The organism is Clostridium sp. KNHs216 (genome assembly GCF_006714885.1).
GTDB lineage: Bacteria > Bacillota > Clostridia > Oscillospirales > Acutalibacteraceae > Caproiciproducens.
In genome coordinates this window covers 229665-248256 of the sequence record NZ_VFMF01000001.1, presented here as the reverse complement: position 1 = coordinate 248256, position 18592 = coordinate 229665, and the positions used below count along the sequence as shown (strand labels likewise).

Sequence of the window (18592 nt, the reverse complement as noted above, 5' to 3'; positions counted from 1 at the left end):
CGCCGGATTTCAAAAAAGCAACAGAGTAATCTTTTATTCAACAGTCACCGATTTTGCAAGATTCCGGGGTTTATCAATGTCGCAGCCCTTCATCGACGCAACATAATACGCGAAAAGCTGAAGAGGAACGACCGCCAGAGACGGCAGCATCATCTCACACATCTCGGGAATGTACAATGTATGGTCGGCTTCCTGCTCGATCTTATTATTGTTTTCAGTAGTCAGGCCAAGCACAACGGCGCCGCGCGCCTTGACCTCCTTCACATTGCTCATCATTTTATCGAAAAGCATCTTCTGGGTAGCCAGCGCCACCACCAGCGTACCGTCTTCCACAAGGGAAATGGTGCCGTGCTTCAATTCGCCGGCCGCGTATGCGTCGGAGTGGATATAGGAAATCTCCTTCAGCTTGAGAGAACCTTCCAGAGACATCGCATAGTCCAGATTCCTTCCGATGAAAAAGACGTCCCTAACATTAAAGAACTGCGACGCAAGGAATTGGATATGTTCTTTGTTGTTGAGAATCTCGGCAATTTTATCGGGAAGCTCCTGAAGCTGGGAAACGTAATAAGCGTAATCCTCTTCGGAGAGATTTCCGAGCTTATCGGCAAAATAAATCGCCAGCAGATAAATGACCGCAAGCTGGGTGCTGTAAGCCTTTGTCGTTGCCACGGCGATTTCGGGACCGGCCCATGTGTACAGCACGTCGTCGGAATCATTGGCAATGGAGCTTCCGACCACATTGACGATGGAAAGCGTTCTTGCGCCGAGCTTTTTTGCCTCGCGCAACGCCGCCAGCGTATCCGCCGTTTCGCCGGACTGGCTGATGACAAGCACCAGGACCTTATCGTCGATAATGGGATGGCGGTACCGGAATTCGGACGCAACATCGACTTCCACAGGGATGCGCGCAAATCTTTCCAGAATATATTTTGCAATCATTCCAACATGGTAAGCGGAGCCGCAGGCCAGAATGAAGATCTTTGAAAAGCTCTTCATCTGTTCCGCCGTCAGGGTGATATTGTCCAGAACAATTTTCCCGTCCTGAACTCTGGGGGAAATCGTATCTCTCACCGCTTTGGGCTGCTCCATAATTTCCTTGGCCATAAAATGCTGATAACCGCCCTTTTCGGCAGCGGAAATATCCCAGTCGATATGGCAGGGCTCTTTTGGAACGATTTCCTTATCCGTATTATAAATCATTACGGATTCTTTCTGAAGCACGGCGATTTCGTTATCGTTCAGGCGATAAATATCCCTTGTTTTGCTTAAGATAGCGGGGATATCGGAGGCAATAAAGTTCTCGCCCCTGCCAAGGCCGACAATCAGCGGGCTGTCTTTTCTGACGGCGACAATCTGGTCGGGGTTATCCTCACAGATGATGCCGAGAGCATAAGAGCCCTCCACCTTATTGATGACACGGATGACAGCGTCCAGAATATCTCCTTTGTAGTAGTATTCCAGAAGCTGCGCGACCACCTCCGTATCCGTTTCCGATACGAAATTGATCCCCTTTTTAATGAGCAAATCCTTCAACGAGAGATAGTTTTCAATAATTCCATTGTGAACAACGGCAAATTTTCCGGAGTCACTGACCTGGGGATGGGAATTGATATCCGACGGCTTTCCGTGTGTCGCCCACCTTGTATGACCGATTCCCACAGTGCCGAGGACGTCTTTTCCCCCGTTGATCATGTCGCTTAATACCTTCAGTCTTCCCTTTGCTTTCATAACATGGAGGGAAGTTCCGTCGTAAACGGCGATTCCGGCTGAATCATAGCCCCGGTATTCCAGTTTTTCCAGTCCGCTCAGCAAGAAAGGAGCTGCTTGATCGTCTCCGATGTAGCCAACGATTCCACACATAGTATCACACTTTCTCCGGTAGAATTTAATCTGAAAATAACGAGTGCCAACACTGCCACCGGAAATGTCGGCACTCCATTACGGGAACCTTATCTGTAAATAATATCTTCACGCGCAGGGCCGTTGGAAACAATCTTAATCGGAACGCCGATCGCCTTCTCGGCGAATTCAATATACCGGCGCGTATTTTCCGGAAGATCCTCATAATTTCTGATCCCGCGGATATCGCATTTCCAGCCGGGCAAAGTCTCAATAATCGGTTTGCAGTGTTTCAGCCGCACGGTCGGCGGGAAAGAATCGATCCGTTTGCCGTCCAGCTCATAGGCTACACAGACCGGAATTTCATCCAGATACCCCAGTACATCCAGAACAGTCAGTGCAACGCAGGTAGCGCCCTGCACCTGGCAGCCGTACCGGGAAGCGACCAGGTCCAGCCAGCCCATTCTGCGCGGCCGTCCGGTCGTGGCGCCGAATTCACCGCCGTCGCCGCCCCTGCGGCGAAGCTCATCGGCCTGTTCCCCGAAAATTTCGCTGACAAATTCCCCTGCGCCGACGGCGCTTGAGTAGGCTTTTACGACTGCGATAATTTCCCTGATTTCATAAGGAGGAAGGCCCGCTCCGATGGTACCGTATCCGGCCAGCGTCGAAGACGAAGTAACCATGGGATAAATCCCGTGGTCGGGGTCCTTCAAAGCGCCGAGCTGTCCTTCCAGCAGGATATTTTTTCCTTCCTGAACCGCTTTGTGCAGAATGGAAAACGTATCCGCTACATAGGGCTCCAACAGCTTTTTATATTCCATCAGCTGATTGTAAATCTCATCCACCGTCAGTTTGGGCTGGTGATACAGATGCTCATACAGCACATTTTTCAGCGTAATGACCCGGTCGATCTTCTCCTTTAAAGAGTTCTCGTCGTCGTAAAGCTCGCTGATCTGGAAGCCGATCTTCGCGAACTTGTCGGAATAAAAAGGTGCGATTCCCGACTTTGTCGACCCGAAGGAATGAGAAGAAAGACGCGCTTCCTCAAACGTATCAAGCTGAATATGGTATGGCATGACCAGCTGTGCGCGGTCCGAAATAACGATGTTCGGCTTCGGAACACCGCGCTCCTGAAGCGCCTTCAATTCCTTGACGAAATTCTCTACGCTGAGCGCAACGCCGTTGCCGATGATATTCGTGATATGGCTGTAAAAAACACCGGATGGCAGCTGATGAAGGGCAAATTTGCCGTAGTTGTTTATAATGGTGTGACCGGCATTGCTGCCGCCCTGAAACCGAATGACAATGTCGGACTGAGCTGCTTCGACGTCGGTGATTTTACCCTTTCCTTCGTCTCCCCAGTTTGCGCCAACAATTGCTTTAATCATATGCATTCACTCCGCCGTGCCGCTACGGAATTTGCTGAAAAACTGCCCTGCGGCCGAATTTAGGCAGTATGGAAACAACTCAATTATAATATCACACTTATTCTGAAAAGCAAAGCAGAATAACAATAAAAAAATAATTCCTATTTCTCTGTATCAATTATAAATTTATTTCCGCTTTTTCATCGGGAACAAACTCATAAGGCGCAATCGCCCTTCCTACTACCTCGTCAATAAACTCCTCGGTCTGCTGCGGCGCCCTGCCCACATACTTTTCCGGCTTGACGATCGCGTAAAGCTCCTCGAGCGTCACGCCGAAGATCGGATCGGCAGCAATACGGGAAAGCAGATCGTTTTCCCCGCCCTCTTCCTTGACCACCTTGGAAGCGGCCATGGAATGCACCCGAATCCTTTCGTGAAGCTGCTGGCGGTCCGCGCCGCGCTTAACGGCGTCCATCATGATGTTTTCCGTCGCCATAAACGGCAGCTCCCTTAAAAGATGCTGCTCGATTACCTTCGGGTAAACGACCAGTCCGTCCGCAACGTTCGCGTACAGGTTCAAAATGCCGTCCACAGCAAGGAACGCCTCCGGAACACTGATACGTTTGTTCGCGGAATCGTCCAGCGTACGCTCAAACCACTGCGTCGCCTCCGTAATGTACGGATTCAGGCTGTCGATCATGACATATCTGGAAAGGGAAGCGATTCGCTCGCTGCGCATCGGGTTGCGCTTGTAAGCCATCGCAGAGGAACCGATCTGGTTTTTCTCAAACGGCTCTTCAATCTCCTTCAGATGCTGCAAAAGACGGATATCATTGGAGAATTTGGCCGCGCTCTGCGCAATTCCGCTCAGAACGGAAAGCATCTGGCTGTCCAGCTTTCTTGAATACGTCTGGCCGGAGACCGCAAAGCAGGAGGTGTACCCCATCTTTTCGGCAATGAGTTCGTCCAGCTTCTTTACCTTTTCGTGGTCGCCGTCAAACAGCTCCAGAAAGCTGGCCTGTGTGCCGGTGGTACCCTTGGAGCCCAGAAGCTTCGCCTTGGAAAGCTGATACTCCACATCCTCCAAATCCATCAGCAGGTCCTGAATCCAGAGCGTGGCCCGCTTGCCCACCGTGGTGGGCTGTGCCGGCTGGAAATGGGTAAACGCCAGCGTGGGCAGGTCCTTATACTGCACGGCGAATTTGGAAAGCACGCGGATCACGCCGACCAGCTTGTTCCTTACCAGCCGCAGCGCCTCCGTCATGATAATAATATCCGTGTTGTCGCCCACATAACAGGACGTCGCGCCAAGATGGATAATCGGCATGGCCTTCGGGCACTGCTGTCCAAAAGCATAAACGTGCGACATTACGTCATGGCGTACCACCTTTTCGCGCGCTTCGGCGACCTCGTAATTGATGTCGTCCTGGAACCAGATCATTTCATCGATCTGTTCCTGCGTGATGTTCAGCCCGAGTTCTTTTTCAGCCTGCGCCAGCGCGATCCACAGCCTGCGCCATGTTCTGAATTTTTTATCCGGTGAAAACAAATATTTCATTTCGTCGTCCGCATAACGTGACGAAAGCGGTGATTCATAAGTATTTTTCAATGGTATGATCCTCCAAACAGGAAATTAGAATCTTTTGATCGGCGTGCAGTAGTCGTAATTCTTATTTGCAATCAGATAATCCGGCACGGGCGCGGGATATTTCCCGGAGAAGCACGCGTCGCAGAAGCCGCTGCACCCGCCCATCATTTTCGGCAGATTGTCAAGGTGCAGAAAATCGATGGAATCCGCGAAGCTCATCTTCCCGATTTCCTCAATGCTGTGCTGGCAGGCGATCAGATCGTCCTTGGACGGAATGTCCGTTCCGTAGTAGCACGGCCACAAAAAGGGCGGAGAGCTGATCCTGAGATGGACCTCCGTCGCCCCCGCGTCTTTAAGCATGGTGACGATGCGCGCGCTGGTCGTTCCGCGTACAATGGAATCGTCCAGCATGACCACCCGTTTCCCTTTTACGCAGGAGGAAAGCGCGTTCAGCTTGATCCGTACACTGCGCACCCGCTCGGACTGGCTTGGCTTGATAAACGTCCGCCCGATATAGCTGTTCTTTACAATCCCCTTCTGATAGGGGATACCGGATTCCTCGCTGTAACCGATCGCGGCGTCAATTCCGGATTCCGGCACGCCGATTACGATATCCGCTTCGACCGGATTCTGCTTTGCAAGCAGGCGTCCGGCTTCCTTTCTCGCTTCATAAACGCTTTTTCCGTCAATGTAGCTGTCCGTTCTCGCAAAATAGATATACTCGAAGACACAGAGCGATTTTTCCACGTTTACAGGGTCCTTGATGGAACGCAGGCCGTTGCTGTCCACAACAACGATTTCCCCCGGCTCCACGTCGCGCACATATTCCGCCCCGCACGCGTCCAGCGCGCAGGTTTCGGACGCAAAAACATAGGAATTGTCAAGCCTGCCAATGCAAAGAGGCCGGAAACCGTGCGGGTCGCGCGCGGCAATCAGCTTTTGCGGGCTCATGACCACGAGGGAATACGAGCCCTGGATTTTCGGAAGCGCACGGCGGACTGCTTCTTCAATCGAAGGAGCATCCACACGCTCCCGTGCAATGATATAGGCGATGACTTCGGTATCGATCGTCGTCTGGAAAATACATCCCCTGTGTTCCAGCTCATGGCGAAGCTCGTAGGCGTTCGTCAGATTCCCGTTGTGGGCAATCGCGAGGGTTCCCTTGATATACCGCATGACAAGAGGCTGGGCGTTTTCGCGCACGCTGCCGCCCGCAGTGGAATAGCGGACATGGCCGACCGCCATCTGGCCGACAAGGTCGTCCAGAATTTTATCGTTGAACGCCTCGGTGACAAGGCCCATGTCCTTCGAGTAGGAAATAACCCCGCGGTCGCAGACGGCAATTCCACAGCTTTCCTGCCCCCTGTGCTGCAAAGCGAGAAGCCCGTTGTAGGCGGCGTAGGCGGGTGCCGTCCCGCCGTCGGAATAAATTCCGAAAACGCCGCATTCTTCGTGCGGTTTGGAAAGATCGTAATCCATCACAGAGCTGTTCAAATACTCACCATCCCTATCCATTATAAGCCGATGCGCTTCATTACCTCGGCGTAAGCCTCTTCCACTCCGCCCAAATCTCTGCGGAAGCGGTCCTTGTCAAGTTTTTCGTGGGTGCTGACATCCCAGAAGCGGCAGGTATCCGGGGAAATTTCATCCGCAAGGATAATCCCGTCGGCGCAGCGGCCGAATTCCAGCTTGAAGTCGATCAGTTCTATGTTGACGGAGAGGAAAAATTCTTTCAGGATTTCGTTGATCTTCAGCGACATGGCGCTGATCTGGTCAACTTCTTCCTTCGTCGCAAATTCAGCGGCAAGAATGTGGTATTCGTTGACGATCGGGTCGCCCAGCTCATCATTCTTATAGCAGAATTCCAGCACGGTGGTCTTCATTGGGGTGCCTTCCTCCAGACCGAGCCTTTTTGCAAGGCTGCCGGCCGCTTTGTTGCGGACAATTACCTCAAGAGGAACAATTTTGACCTTCTTTACAAGCGTTTCGCGGTCGCTCAGTTCTTTGACGAAATGCGTTTTGATGCCGTGTTTTTCCAGCAGCTGGAACAAATAATTGGACATTTTATTGTTGACAACGCCTTTACCGACGATTGTCCCCTTTTTCTGTCCGTTAAAGGCAGTTGCATCATCCTTGTAATCGACGATGCAGTAGTCCTTATCATCCGTTGCGTAAACCTTTTTTGCCTTGCCCTCATAGAGAAGCTCACATTTTTTCATCATTATTTTCCTCCTATAACTCATTTATATCCATGATTTGAATACGCGGAATTTCTTCTCCATTTCTTTGAATGGAGCTGTCAGATAAAGTTCAGGAACTTGGAAACCTTCGTGATATCAATCACCGAAAGCTGAGTGGTTTCCACGTGCTGGGCACAGGTCAGGAACGCGTTGGCCGTATCCAGCGAAGTCAGGCAGGGAATGCCGGATTCCACCGCATTTCTGCGTATTTTATAGCCGTCCCTGTTATGCACCACCCCGCGGGACGGAGTGTTGATGACCAGATCGATTTTGCCCGAGGTAATATGGTCGAGGATATCCGGGCTGCCCGTTCCGATCTTATTGGTGCGGATGGTCGGGATATCGTGGTCGTTCAGAAAATCGGAGGTTCCCGCCGTAGCGTAGATCGTCCATCCAAGGTCGTAAAGCCCTCTGGCAATGGGCAGAGCCTCTTCCTTATCGCTGTCCTTCAGGGTAAAAATCACCCTGCCGTTTTTAATCATGTGTACGCCGGCGCCGTAAAACGACTTGATTAGCGCCTCGTCAAAGGTACGCGCGATTCCCAGCACCTCGCCGGTGGATTTCATTTCCGGGCCGAGGTTGACGTCGGCCCCGTAAAGCTTTTCAAAGGAGAAAACCGGCATTTTGATGGCGATCAGGTCTTTTTCCTTCTGCAGTCCGTAGTGATAGCCCATGTCCGGCAGGGTCTTGCCAAAGAAGGTGCCGACAGCCAGCGGTACGATCGGGATACCCGTTACCTTGCTGATATAGGGCACGGTCCTGGAGGAACGCGGGTTTGCCTCGATGACATACACTTCCTGATCCTTGACGATAAACTGAATATTCAGCAGTCCCTTGACCTTCAGCGCCTTTGCGAGCCGGCGGGTATACTCCACAATCAGCTCCTGCATATCCTTCGGTACGCCGATGGCGGGGTAAACGGAAATACTGTCTCCGGAATGGATACCGGCTCGCTCAATATGCTGCATGACACCCGGAATGACCGAGTCGATTCCGTCACAGACGGCGTCGACCTCCACCTCGGTGCCCATAATGTATTTATCCACCAGAATCGGATGCTCCTGCGCAATCCGGTTGATGATGCCGATCTGTTCGACGATGTCCTCGTCGGCATACGCGATATGCATCCCCTGTCCGCCGAGCACATAGGACGGTCGGATAAGCACCGGGTAACCCAGCTCGTTTGCCGCCCGGATGGCTTCCTCACAGGTAAAGACCATACGGCCATCGGCACGCGGAATCTGGCATTCAAACAGGATTTTGTCGAACCGCTCGCGGTCCTCCGCCTCATCGATGCTGTCGAACGAGGTCCCGAGAATCGGAATCCCCATTTTTTCAATGGCCCCGGCCAGCTTGATGGCGGTTTGACCGCCGAACTGCACGACAGCGCCGTCCGGTTTTTCCAGATCGACAATATGGCGCACATCCTCTTCCGTCAGGGGCTCAAAGTACAGCTTGTCCGCAATGTCAAAGTCCGTGCTGACGGTTTCCGGATTGTTGTTGACGATGATGGTTTCATAACCAAGGTCCCTCAGCGCCCAGACACTGTGTACGGAACAGAAATCGAACTCAATCCCCTGCCCGATGCGGATGGGGCCGGAACCGATGACAAGGATTTTCTTTCGGTCGCTCTGCGGCAGGGATTCATTCTGGATTCCGTAGCTGGAGTAATAGTACGGCGTTTCCGCGTCGAACTCGGCCGCGCAGGTGTCGACCATTTTATAAATGGGATGAATGTCCCACTCGTCTTCCATTGCCCGGATTTCTTCTACGGTCTTGCCGCTTAATTGCGACAGGGTTTTGTCAAGAAATCCAAAATCCTTTGCTTTCAGAAGCAGGGCCTTATCAATCGGCCGTGTGGCAAAAGCTTTTTCGACCTCGATGATCGAAAGCAGCTTGTCAAGGAACCAGAGATCGATTTTCGTAATATCGTGAATCTTTTCCGGGGCCACGCCGCGCCTAAGCGCTTCGGAAACCACCCAGAGCCGCCGGTCGTCGACGACATAAAGCTGCTGCTCCAGCTCGCTGTTCGTAAGGCTGCGGACATTGGGGTCAAGCAGGCTGAAAACATTCTGCTCCAGCGAGCGGATGGATTTCATCAAAGCCGCTTCAAAGGTCGGGGCAATCCCCATGACTTCGCCGGTCGCTTTCATCTGGGTACCCAGGCTGCGCTTGGCGTAAACAAATTTATCAAACGGCCATCTCGGAATTTTCACCACGCAGTAGTCCAGTGTCGGCTCAAAGCACGCAAAGGTCTTTTTTGTGATGGCGTTCTGAATTTCGTCCAGCGTATAGCCCAGCGCGATTTTGGAAGCCACCTTCGCGATCGGGTAGCCCGTCGCCTTGGAGGCAAGCGCGGAAGAACGGCTTACGCGGGGATTTACTTCGATCACGCAGTACTCAAAGCTTTTCGGATTCAGAGCGAACTGAACGTTGCAGCCGCCTTCCACCTTCAGTTCCCGGATGATGGCAAGCGCGGCGGAACGGAGCATCTGCGTTTCCTTATCCGCAAGCGTCTGGCAGGGAGCGACGACAATGGAGTCGCCGGTATGAACGCCAACAGGATCGAAGTTTTCCATGTTGCAGACCGTGATGCAGTTGCCGTTGCGGTCGCGCATGACTTCGTACTCGATTTCCTTCCAGCCGGAAATACACCGTTCGATCAGCACCTGGTTCACGCGGCTGCGGTGCAGGCCGAGTGTTGCGATCGAGAGCAGCTGCTCTTCGTCGGCCGCAATGCCGCCGCCGCTTCCGCCCAGTGTGTACGCGGGGCGTACAACAACGGGATAACCGATTTTCCTCGCGATTTTGACGCAGTCCTCAATATTTTCCGCAACGGCGCTCTGCGCGCAGGGCTGCTGGATGCGCTCCATAGCTTCCTTAAACAGCTCCCTGTCCTCCGCCATCCGGATGGTGTCGGCGTTTGTGCCGATCATTTCCACGTTGTTTTCCTTTAAGAAACCGGACTCCTCCAGCTCCACCGCAAGGTTCAGCGCGTTCTGGCCGCCCAAGGTCGGAAGGATACTGTCCGGATTTTCTTTGAGAATTACTTTTTTGATAGTTTCAACGGTCAGAGGCTCAATATAAACCTTATCGGCGATCTGCTTGTCCGTCATGATCGTCGCCGGGTTTGAGTTAATCAGGATGACCTCTATGCCCTCTTCGCGGAGTGCCCGGCAGGCCTGCGTTCCGGCGTAGTCGAACTCCGCGGCCTGACCGATAATGATCGGGCCGGAGCCGATGATGATTACCTTTTTGATATCTGTTCTCTTCATATCTGGCCTCCTCCTATCAGCTTGAGAAATTGATCGAAAAGAAAGCCTGTGTCAAGCGGGCCCGGAGAAGCTTCCGGATGGTACTGCACAGAAAACACTTTTCCATTTTTATAGTTCAATCCCTCAATACTGCCGTCATTCATGCTGATAAAGCGGACGTCGGCTACTGAAGGATTGATTGTGTCACCATTGACCACAAATCCGTGGTTCTGGGAAGTAATATACACCCTGTTGGTACTTAAATCCTTGACCGGGTGATTAATTCCTCTATGGCCATATTTCAATTTATAAGTATCAAATCCCTGAGAAAGCGCCATCAGCTGATGTCCCAGGCAAATCGCAAAGGTTGGGACGCCGTGGGCATACACCTTCTTCAGTTCGGAAATAGCCTTTGTGCACTCCTTCGGGTCGCCGGGGCCGTTGGAGAGCATGATGCCGTCCGGTGAAAAAGACATCATATCCTCAAAAGAGGCATCGTATGGGAAACATTTTACGGTACAGCCGCGCCTCACAAGCGAACGGATAATGTTGCTCTTCACACCATAATCCGCCAGAGCGATCTTAACGGGTCCGTCGCCGTACACCTTCTGTTCCCCGCTGCTGACAAGAGGGACGCAGGATTCCAGCACAAAGGCGTCGATCTGTTTTTTCATTGCCGCGGGATCAATCTGATCTCCGTAAGCAATCATGCCGCGCATGGTGCCGCTCTCACGCAGCACCTTCGTAATAGTGCGCGTATCCACGCCCTGAATGCCGGGAACATGGTTCTGTTTTAAAAAGGTGTTCAAATCCACGTCACAGCGGAAATTACTGGCCGCGCCGGAAACGGACCGTACAATAAAGGCCCGCAGCCACGGCTTTGTAGATTCCGTATCATCATAGCAGATGCCGTAATTTCCAATGAGAGGATAGGTCATGACAACCCCCTGCCCCGCATAGGACGGGTCGGTCAGCAGCTCCGTGTAGCCGCACATGGCGCTGTTGAACACAACCTCGCAGAGGACGTCATGTTCATCGCCAAAACCCACTCCCTCAAAGGTCATTCCATTTTCAAGCATCAGCAATGCTTTCATTTAATCACCAACCATTCTTATTATTCAACATCAATCGCAATTGTTCAGACAGCAAATCGGTTTCTAGTCCTAAATGGAATGGACGATTTGACCGTTACGCTTTGAAGGAGCGGATGATTCTTTCCAACGCTTTTTCCGTATTTTCCTTCGTGTTAAAGGAAGTCAGGCGGAAATAGCCTTCGCCGCCCACGCCGAAGCCGGAACCCGGAGTACCGACCACGCCGGTTTTTTCAAGCAGAAGATCGAAAAACTCCCAGGAAGTAAGTCCGTCGGGCGTTTTCAGCCAGACATAGGGCGAGTTCACGCCGCCGTAAACTTCAAACCCTGCCTTTTTTAGGCCGTCCACAATGATTTTGGCATTATTGAGATAGTAAGCGATGTTTTCCCTGACCTCCCGCCGGCCTTCCTCGGAGAAAACCGCCTCTGCGCCGCGCTGGACGACATAGGAAACACCGTTCATCTTTGTAGACTGGCGCCGGTCCCACAGCTTGTTCAGAGAGACTCCGCCGAACACCAGTTCCTTTGGAAGAACGGTGTACGCGCAGCGCGTTCCGGTAAAACCGGCGGTCTTTGAAAAGCTTCTGAACTCGATCGCGCATTTTTTCGCGCCCTGTATCTCATAAATGCTGTGCGGCATGTCCTCTTCCGTAATAAATGCTTCGTACGCGGCATCGTAGAGGATAACGGATTGATTCGCAAGCGCGTAATCCACCCACTTTTTCAGCTCTTCGCGGCTGATTCCGACACCGGAGGGATTGTTGGGGAAACAAAGATAGATCATATCGGCGCGCTCTTTGGGCAGCTCCGGCAGAAATCCGTTTTCCTTCCGGCAGGGCATGTAGACGATCTTGCTCCACCCCTTGCCCTCGCTGTACTCTCCGGCTCTTCCGGCCATCACATTGGTGTCGACGTAAACCGGGTAAACCGGGTCGCACACCGCAACCACGTTATCCGCGCCGAAGATATCCCCGATGCTGCCGGTATCGCTTTTCGCGCCGTCGCTGACAAAAATCTCATCGATGTCAATCTGCACCCCGCGCTTTATAAAATCGTTTTCCGCGATTGCGGTACGAAGAAATTCATAACCGGCTTCCGGACCGTAGCCGCGAAAGGTTTCCGCTTTGCCCATCTCTTCCGCGGCGGCCTGCATGGCCTTTACCACCGCTTTCGGCAGCGGGCGGGTAACATCCCCGATTCCAAGGCGGATAATCTCCGTTTCCGGGTGCTGCCCGGAAAATTCGTTCACCTTTTTCGCGATATCCACAAAAAGGTAGCTCGCGGGCAGCTTTACAAAGTTTTCGTTTGCTCTTAACAAAATACTACATTCCCTTCATTCATGATTTCCGGCAGACAGCAGCAGCTAAATCTCTATCGTCCCGTCAAAGACGAATTCCGCCGGACCGCGCATCAATACCTCATCCGTCTTTTCTTCCCATTTGATATGCAAGTCGCCGCCCCTGAGATGGACGGTTACACTGCGGCCTGTTTTCCGGTTCGCCGCACAGGCGACCGCCACGGCGCACGCTCCGGTCCCGCACGCCCAGGTTTCCCCGGAGCCGCGTTCCCACACGCGCATATTCACTTCTTCCGGACTCAGCACCTGAACAAACTCAATGTTTGCCCTGTGCGGAAAAATTTTGTCGCACTCCAGCATCGGACCGATTTTTTCAATCTCCACCTTGGTTACATCGTCGACAAACAGCACACAGTGCGGATTTCCTATGGAAACGCAGGTCACCCTGTATTCCGTTGCGCCGAACACAACGGGCTCGTCGATCATCCGGTCCTTCGGGTATGTCACCGGAATCTTTTCGGTCTGAAAATCCGGCCTGCCCATGTTCACGGTAACGGAAACGACTATCCCATTTTCGACATCCAGATAAAGCGTTTTTACGCCGCTCATGGTGTCGACCTTCAGAACGTCCTTTTTTACAATTCCGCGTTCGTACACGTATTTGCCCACACAGCGGATCCCGTTGCCGCACATCATTGCCTGCGACCCGTCCGCGTTATAAATATCCATACGGCAGTCGGCTTTGTCGGACGGCTCTATTAAGATAATTCCGTCCGAACCGACGCCGAAATGTCTTTCACTGAGCTTTATGGAAAGCTCGGATGGATTTTGGACTTTTTCCTCAAAACAATTGATATAGATATAGTCATTGCCGATGCCCTGCATCTTTGTAAATTTCAACAAAATCCACCTCCTATAAATTCAGAATAATCATTGCGGTTTCTATCATTTTTTTACCTGAATCCATACTTTTCTTTTGAATAAACCGGTGTGCCTGCGGTTCGGTAAAATTATTGCGTTCCATCAGAATATTTTTCGCCTGTTCAATCACCTGTTTTTCATCATAGTTCCCATTGGCGATCTTCTTTTTAATGGTTAGGCTGCTGTAATCGGAAATATTCAGCAGCATATTCACGGAAGAAATCAGGTCCATCCGATTGATCGGCATGATTAAGCTGGCGCAGGAAAGCGATTCGGAAATATCCATCTGCTGGGACTTTACGATAAACAGGAAATCGTAATTGGAACCGACCGACCTCGGCAGGTTCAGCGCCGGCATATCCATCAGCTTTACGCTGCAGACCACCACGCCTCCATGATAATGCCTGTTCGCAAAATCGATTACCTGCGAGCCGGTTGTACACACACCACTGACATTCAAACCGCCGGTACGGAGTACGGCCGCTATTTTTTTAGCGTAATCCGCATTTGAATTCGCTACAAGAATACTGCTCATCTTTAACAACTCCGTAGAAAGGAATGTGGTGTTTTTGGCAGCCTAATCAGAATTTATTCAGATACTGGTCCAGCTCCCACTCCGTAACCGTAGTGGAAAAGTCGTACCACTCTCTTTCCTTCGCCTCGGTGTATTTGTTAAACACATGGTCACCCAGTGTCTTTTCGATAAAGGGATCCGCCTTCATTTCTAAAACAGCGTTGTTGAGATCCGTCGGCAAAGCCTCGATTCCCGCAGCCGCTCTTTCCCCGATATCAAAATCATAAATGTTCGCGGCAACCGCGTCGGGCGGCGTCAGGTCATTTTTGATTCCGTCCAGTCCCGCCGCGAGCAGCACCGCAAACTCCAGATAAGGATTGCAGGCGGGATCGGGGTTGCGCAGTTCCACCCGCGTGCCTTCCCCTCTGGAAGCGGGCACACGGATCAGCGCGCTGCGGTTGCTTAAAGTCCAGGCGATATTGCAGGGCGCCTCAAAACCCGGAACCAGTCTCTTGTAGGAATTGACCAGCGGGTTGGTAATGGCGCACATCCCTTTGATATGCTTTAAAATACCCGCAATAAAATTATATGCAATATGGCTTAACCCGGTCTCGCTGTCCGGATCGTAAAAGGCATTCTTTCCGTCTTTGAACAGGGACATGTTGGTGTGCATCCCGGAACCGCAGCGACCGTAAACCGGCTTGGGCATAAAGGTAGCGCAAAGCCCGTGGGAATCCGCACAGGACTTCACGACCATCTTAAAGGTCAGAATATTATCCGCCGCGGAAAGCGCCTCGCTGTATTTAAAATCGATCTCATGCTGTGCAAAGGCAACCTCATGGTGCGACGCTTCGATTTCAAACCCCATCTCTTCAAGATTCAGGCAGATATCGCGGCGCGCGCTTTCGCCCAGGTCGGACGGCCCCAGATCAAAATAGCCGGCGGTATCGTGTGTAACGGTTGTAGGATGCCCGAATTCGTCCGTGTTGAACAGGAAAAATTCGCATTCGGGGCCCACGTTGAACGTGTAACCCATCTCCGCCGCTTCCTTCAGCGTCCTTTTCAGGACATAGCGGGGGTCGCCCTCAAACGGCTCTCCGTTCGGCTTGTAGATATCGCAGATCAGCCGGGCGACACGGCCGTGCTGCGTGTGCCACGGAAGGATGGTAAAAGAATCCAGATCCGGTCTGAGGTACATGTCGGACTCCTCGATCCTGACGAACCCTTCAATGGACGAGCCGTCGAACATGCACTGATTGTCAAGCGCCTTTTCGATCTGGCTGGTCGTAATGGCCACATTTTTCAAGGCACCCAAAATGTCCGTAAACTGCATGCGGATAAACCGCACATTATTTTCATCAATCATCCTGATAATGTCGTCTTTTGTATATTTACTCAAATCGATACCTCCCTGAAAATAAAAATAACAAGGGTGCTCCTTTACAGAACCTCCTTGTCTACATCATTTCAATAATAAGTATATTCTATTATATTCTGTATGCAGTGTCAATCTTTTTCGAATTGAAAGGGACATTTCATTTTAATGCACAAATTTTCAATCGCTCCCCTTTATTTTCCGTCTTTTTGCAGAATTGATACGTTTGTCCTGCAAAAAGCAAGTATTTTTTTATAAATTTTAATTGTAAATGATTGTATCCGGGCTTTTGCTGTGCTAAACTGTTGAATTGAGAAGTATTATTAAGTCGAATAATACCGTTCTCAATTTTATATAGGAGGATATACCCATGTCTTATGTTAAAGAGCAACTCGCAAACGTAATCCAGCAAAATCCCAGCCAGCCCGAATTCATTCAGGCGGTAACCGAAGTTTTAACGTCCCTGGCTCCGGTTATTGAGCAAAATCCCCAGTACCAGAAAGCCGGTATTCTGGAAAGGCTGACCGAGCCGGACAGACAGGTGAAATTCCGCGTAGCCTGGGTGGACGACGCAGGCAACGTACGGGTAAACCGCGGCTACCGCGTTCAGTTTAACAATGCAATCGGACCGTACAAGGGCGGCCTTCGCTTTCATCCTTCCGTAAACATCGGTATCCTGAAATTTCTTGGATTCGAACAGATTTTTAAGAATTCCCTGACCGGTCTGCCGATCGGCGGAGGCAAAGGCGGTTCCGACTTTGACCCGAAAGGCAAGTCCGACCGCGAAGTCATGGCCTTCTGCCAGAGCTTTATGACGGAGCTCTGCCGCCACATCGGACCGGACACAGACGTTCCCGCCGGCGATATCGGCGTAGGCGGCCGCGAAATCGGCTACCTGTTCGGCCAGTACAAGCGCCTCAGAAATGAATACTCCGGGATACTGACTGGCAAGGGACTGACCTTCGGCGGCTCCCTCGTCCGCACGGAAGCGACCGGTTTCGGTCTGCTTTACTTTACCGACGCAATGCTCCGTAAAAACGGCAAATCCATCGAAGGAAAAATTATCGATATTTCCGGTTCGGGCAACGTCGCCATTTATGCCTGCCAGAAGGCGCAGGAGCTCGGCGGAAAGGTCGTGACCATGAGCGATTCCACCGGCTGGATCTACGACGCCGAAGGAATCGACCTCAAGGCGATCAAGGAAATCAAGGAAATCAAGCGCGGACGCCTGTCCGAGTATCAGGCGTATCGCCCGAATTCCGTATACCATGAAGGCAAAGGCGTTTGGAGCACTCCATGCGACATTGCGCTTCCCTGCGCCACCCAGAACGAACTGCTTCTCGACGACGCGAAAGAACTCGTGAAAAACGGCGTATTCGCCGTGGCGGAAGGCGCCAATATGCCGACCAGCATTGAAGCTACGGAATACTTCCAGGCGAACGGCGTTCTGTTTGCCCCCGGCAAGGCATCCAACGCAGGCGGCGTCGCAACCTCCGCGCTGGAAATGAGCCAGAACAGCATGCGTCTTTCCTGGAGCTTTGAGGAAGTCGACATAAAACTGAAAAGCATTATGGAAAACATTTTCACGAACGCCTCCGACGCCGCGGAAAGATATGGCTGCCCGAAGAATTATGTAACGGGCGCCAATATTGCGGGCTTCGTCAAGGTAGCGGACGCCATGCTCGCGCAGGGCACCGTTTAAGCAGGATACAGAACATAACAACCAATTACTGCCGCCCGGAAATATTCCGGACGGCGGTTTTTATGTGCTCATACCATTTAAAGGCGATTATTTATGGTATTTGCCGTGATGGATGATCTGAAAGGCGCGGTATATCTGCTCACAGAGCATCACACGGGCTAGCTGATGAGGAAAAGTCATCGGCGACATGGAAAGGCGGAAATCGGCCTTTTGCTTTACTGCCTCACTGAGCCCAAACGAGCTTCCGATGACAAAGCTGACTGTGCTGGTTCCGTTTACGGCCAGCGTATTGATTTTATCGGAAAGCTGCTCGGAGGAAAGCGCTTTCCCCTCAATGCAAAGCGCTAACAAGGCGGAATTTCCCGCGGCGGAAAGAATAGCGTCCCCCTCTGTTTTCAGGGCGGCCCTGATCTGAGCGTCCGACGGATTATCCGGCAGCCTGCACTCAGGCAGCTCGAGGATGGTAAAGCTGCAGAATGCGCGCAGCCTTTTTTCGTACTCCGCGCAGGCGTCCTTCCAATAGGCTTCCTTCAGTTTTCCGACACAGATAAGATGAACCGTAAGCATAATTCCACCTAAAAAATAATTCCTTTTCCCGTGTTGTTTTCTCTCGGCGCAACGGAAAGCTGGAAGTCGACTCCCTCTTTCAGCCCGGCCACGGAAAGAGAACACAGAGCCGTTTGAAACGCAAGCTCCGGCGTGTTGTTTTCAGCGCTCAAGTGCGCCAGAATAAACCGCGTGGTTCCTTTTTGCGCCAGATTCGTAAGCTCATCCGCACAAGCCTGATTGGAAAGGTGGCCCGTGTCGGACAAAATCCTCCGCTTCAGCGGGTACGGATATGGCCCGTTTTTCAGCATTCCGACGTCATGGTTTGATTCCAGCACCACCAGATCCGCGCCGGTCAGCTGATCGCGCACCGTGTCGGACAAAAAGCCGAGATCGGTGGAAAAGCCGACGCTTCGCCCGTCGTGGGTCTGCACACGGTATCCGACGCTTTCCGCACAGTCGTGGGAGGTGCGGAAGGGCTTAATAAACATACCGGCGCACTCCATTCCCTTTTCACCGATCACATCAGCCTGGAAAGTCCCGTTGGCGCACCCCATCCTCTCCAGCGCATCTAAAGTACCGGAAGAGGTGTAAACCGGAATGTGCTTCCGGGAGGCCAGCACGCGCAGGCCCCGGATATGGTCGATATGTTCATGCGTAACAAAAATCGCTTTCACCGACTCAATACCTATCCCGCAGGTTTCCAGCATATTGTTGAGCTGCTTTGCCGTTCTTCCCGCGTCGATCAGAATCCCCTCGCAGGAAGAACCTATGTAATAACTGTTTCCGCTGCTTCCGCTGAAAAGCGGACATATTCTCGCCATGAATGACCTCCCAAATAAAGAAAAGGGAAAGACC

14 protein-coding genes are annotated in these 18592 nt (G+C 51.9%); 1 reads left to right on the top strand and 13 read right to left on the bottom strand.

Going from position 1 to position 18592, the window contains the following annotated elements:
- Positions 1-33: 33 nt before the first annotated feature.
- The 11 genes from glmS to glnA form a co-directional block, all read right to left on the bottom strand.
- A complete protein-coding gene (gene glmS, locus LY85_RS01200) occupies positions 34-1860 on the bottom strand; it encodes a glutamine--fructose-6-phosphate transaminase (isomerizing) (RefSeq protein WP_141825160.1) in 1827 nt (608 codons plus the stop codon).
- An 89-nt stretch (positions 1861-1949) separates the two neighbouring features.
- On the bottom strand, positions 1950-3227 hold the full coding sequence (locus tag LY85_RS01195) for an adenylosuccinate synthase (RefSeq protein ID WP_141825159.1): 1278 nt from the start codon (positions 3225-3227) through the stop codon (positions 1950-1952).
- Positions 3228-3384: 157 nt separating this feature from the next.
- Positions 3385-4815 carry an adenylosuccinate lyase gene (purB, locus tag LY85_RS01190; protein WP_141825158.1) on the bottom strand — a complete coding sequence of 477 codons (1431 nt, stop codon included), beginning with the start codon at positions 4813-4815 and terminating at the stop codon, positions 3385-3387.
- 24 nt (positions 4816-4839) lie between these two features.
- The gene (gene purF / locus LY85_RS01185) at positions 4840-6309 is read right to left on the bottom strand and encodes an amidophosphoribosyltransferase (RefSeq protein ID WP_185741066.1); all 1470 of its coding nucleotides are present in this window, start codon (positions 6307-6309) and stop codon (positions 4840-4842) included.
- Complete coding sequence (gene purC / locus LY85_RS01180) at positions 6309-7013, bottom strand: phosphoribosylaminoimidazolesuccinocarboxamide synthase (protein WP_141827914.1); 705 nt, start codon at positions 7011-7013, stop codon at positions 6309-6311. Before purC ends, purF begins: the two co-directional genes overlap by 1 nt.
- Before the next feature lie 80 nt (positions 7014-7093).
- Positions 7094-10309, bottom strand: a complete 3216-nt coding sequence (gene carB, locus LY85_RS01175) for a carbamoyl-phosphate synthase large subunit (protein WP_141825157.1) — start codon at positions 10307-10309, stop codon at positions 7094-7096.
- A complete protein-coding gene (locus LY85_RS01170; RefSeq protein WP_141825156.1) occupies positions 10306-11382 on the bottom strand; it encodes a carbamoyl phosphate synthase small subunit in 1077 nt (358 codons plus the stop codon). Before LY85_RS01170 ends, carB begins: the two co-directional genes overlap by 4 nt.
- 94 nt (positions 11383-11476) lie before the next feature.
- Positions 11477-12697 carry an LL-diaminopimelate aminotransferase gene (locus LY85_RS01165; protein ID WP_141825155.1) on the bottom strand — a complete coding sequence of 407 codons (1221 nt, stop codon included), beginning with the start codon at positions 12695-12697 and terminating at the stop codon, positions 11477-11479.
- A gap of 45 nt (positions 12698-12742) precedes the next feature.
- Positions 12743-13576 carry a diaminopimelate epimerase gene (gene dapF / locus LY85_RS01160; protein WP_141825154.1) on the bottom strand — a complete coding sequence of 278 codons (834 nt, stop codon included), beginning with the start codon at positions 13574-13576 and terminating at the stop codon, positions 12743-12745.
- Between the two features lie 13 nt (positions 13577-13589).
- Complete coding sequence (locus tag LY85_RS01155) at positions 13590-14132, bottom strand: ANTAR domain-containing protein (protein ID WP_038324019.1); 543 nt, start codon at positions 14130-14132, stop codon at positions 13590-13592.
- Positions 14133-14178: 46 nt separating this feature from the next.
- Complete coding sequence (gene glnA, locus LY85_RS01150) at positions 14179-15510, bottom strand: type I glutamate--ammonia ligase (RefSeq protein WP_038324018.1); 1332 nt, start codon at positions 15508-15510, stop codon at positions 14179-14181.
- 346 nt (positions 15511-15856) lie between these two features.
- On the opposite strand from glnA, the gene gdhA reads away from it, so the two are divergent.
- Positions 15857-17188: an NADP-specific glutamate dehydrogenase gene (gdhA, locus tag LY85_RS01145; RefSeq protein ID WP_141825153.1), complete on the top strand. Its 1332-nt coding sequence runs from the start codon at positions 15857-15859 to the stop codon at positions 17186-17188.
- Between the two features lie 87 nt (positions 17189-17275).
- Here gdhA and rlmH read toward each other — a convergent pair whose 3' ends face one another.
- Positions 17276-17755, bottom strand: a complete 480-nt coding sequence (rlmH, locus tag LY85_RS01140) for a 23S rRNA (pseudouridine(1915)-N(3))-methyltransferase RlmH (protein WP_141825152.1) — start codon at positions 17753-17755, stop codon at positions 17276-17278.
- An 8-nt stretch (positions 17756-17763) separates the two neighbouring features.
- Positions 17764-18558 (bottom strand): MBL fold metallo-hydrolase, encoded by a 795-nt coding sequence (locus LY85_RS01135; RefSeq protein ID WP_038324013.1) that lies wholly within the window; start codon positions 18556-18558, stop codon positions 17764-17766.
- Positions 18559-18592 lie beyond the last annotated feature (34 nt).

Excerpts from the sequence above, each read along its gene's own strand:
- carB (WP_141825157.1), bottom strand. The coding sequence starts at position 10,309 with ATGAAGAGAACAGATATCAAAAAGGTAATCATCATCGGCTCCGGCCCG.
- purC (WP_141827914.1), bottom strand. The coding sequence starts at position 7,013 with ATGAAAAAATGTGAGCTTCTCTATGAGGGCAAGGCAAAAAAGGTTTAC.
- gdhA (WP_141825153.1), top strand. The coding sequence starts at position 15,857 with ATGTCTTATGTTAAAGAGCAACTCGCAAACGTAATCCAGCAAAATCCC.
- purF (WP_185741066.1), bottom strand. The coding sequence starts at position 6,309 with ATGGATAGGGATGGTGAGTATTTGAACAGCTCTGTGATGGATTACGAT.
- LY85_RS01195 (WP_141825159.1), bottom strand. The coding sequence starts at position 3,227 with ATGATTAAAGCAATTGTTGGCGCAAACTGGGGAGACGAAGGAAAGGGT.
- LY85_RS01135 (WP_038324013.1), bottom strand. The coding sequence starts at position 18,558 with ATGGCGAGAATATGTCCGCTTTTCAGCGGAAGCAGCGGAAACAGTTAT.
- LY85_RS01155 (WP_038324019.1), bottom strand. The coding sequence starts at position 14,132 with ATGAGCAGTATTCTTGTAGCGAATTCAAATGCGGATTACGCTAAAAAA.
- rlmH (WP_141825152.1), bottom strand. The coding sequence starts at position 17,755 with ATGCTTACGGTTCATCTTATCTGTGTCGGAAAACTGAAGGAAGCCTAT.
- LY85_RS01170 (WP_141825156.1), bottom strand. The coding sequence starts at position 11,382 with ATGAAAGCATTGCTGATGCTTGAAAATGGAATGACCTTTGAGGGAGTG.
- glmS (WP_141825160.1), bottom strand. The coding sequence starts at position 1,860 with ATGTGTGGAATCGTTGGCTACATCGGAGACGATCAAGCAGCTCCTTTC.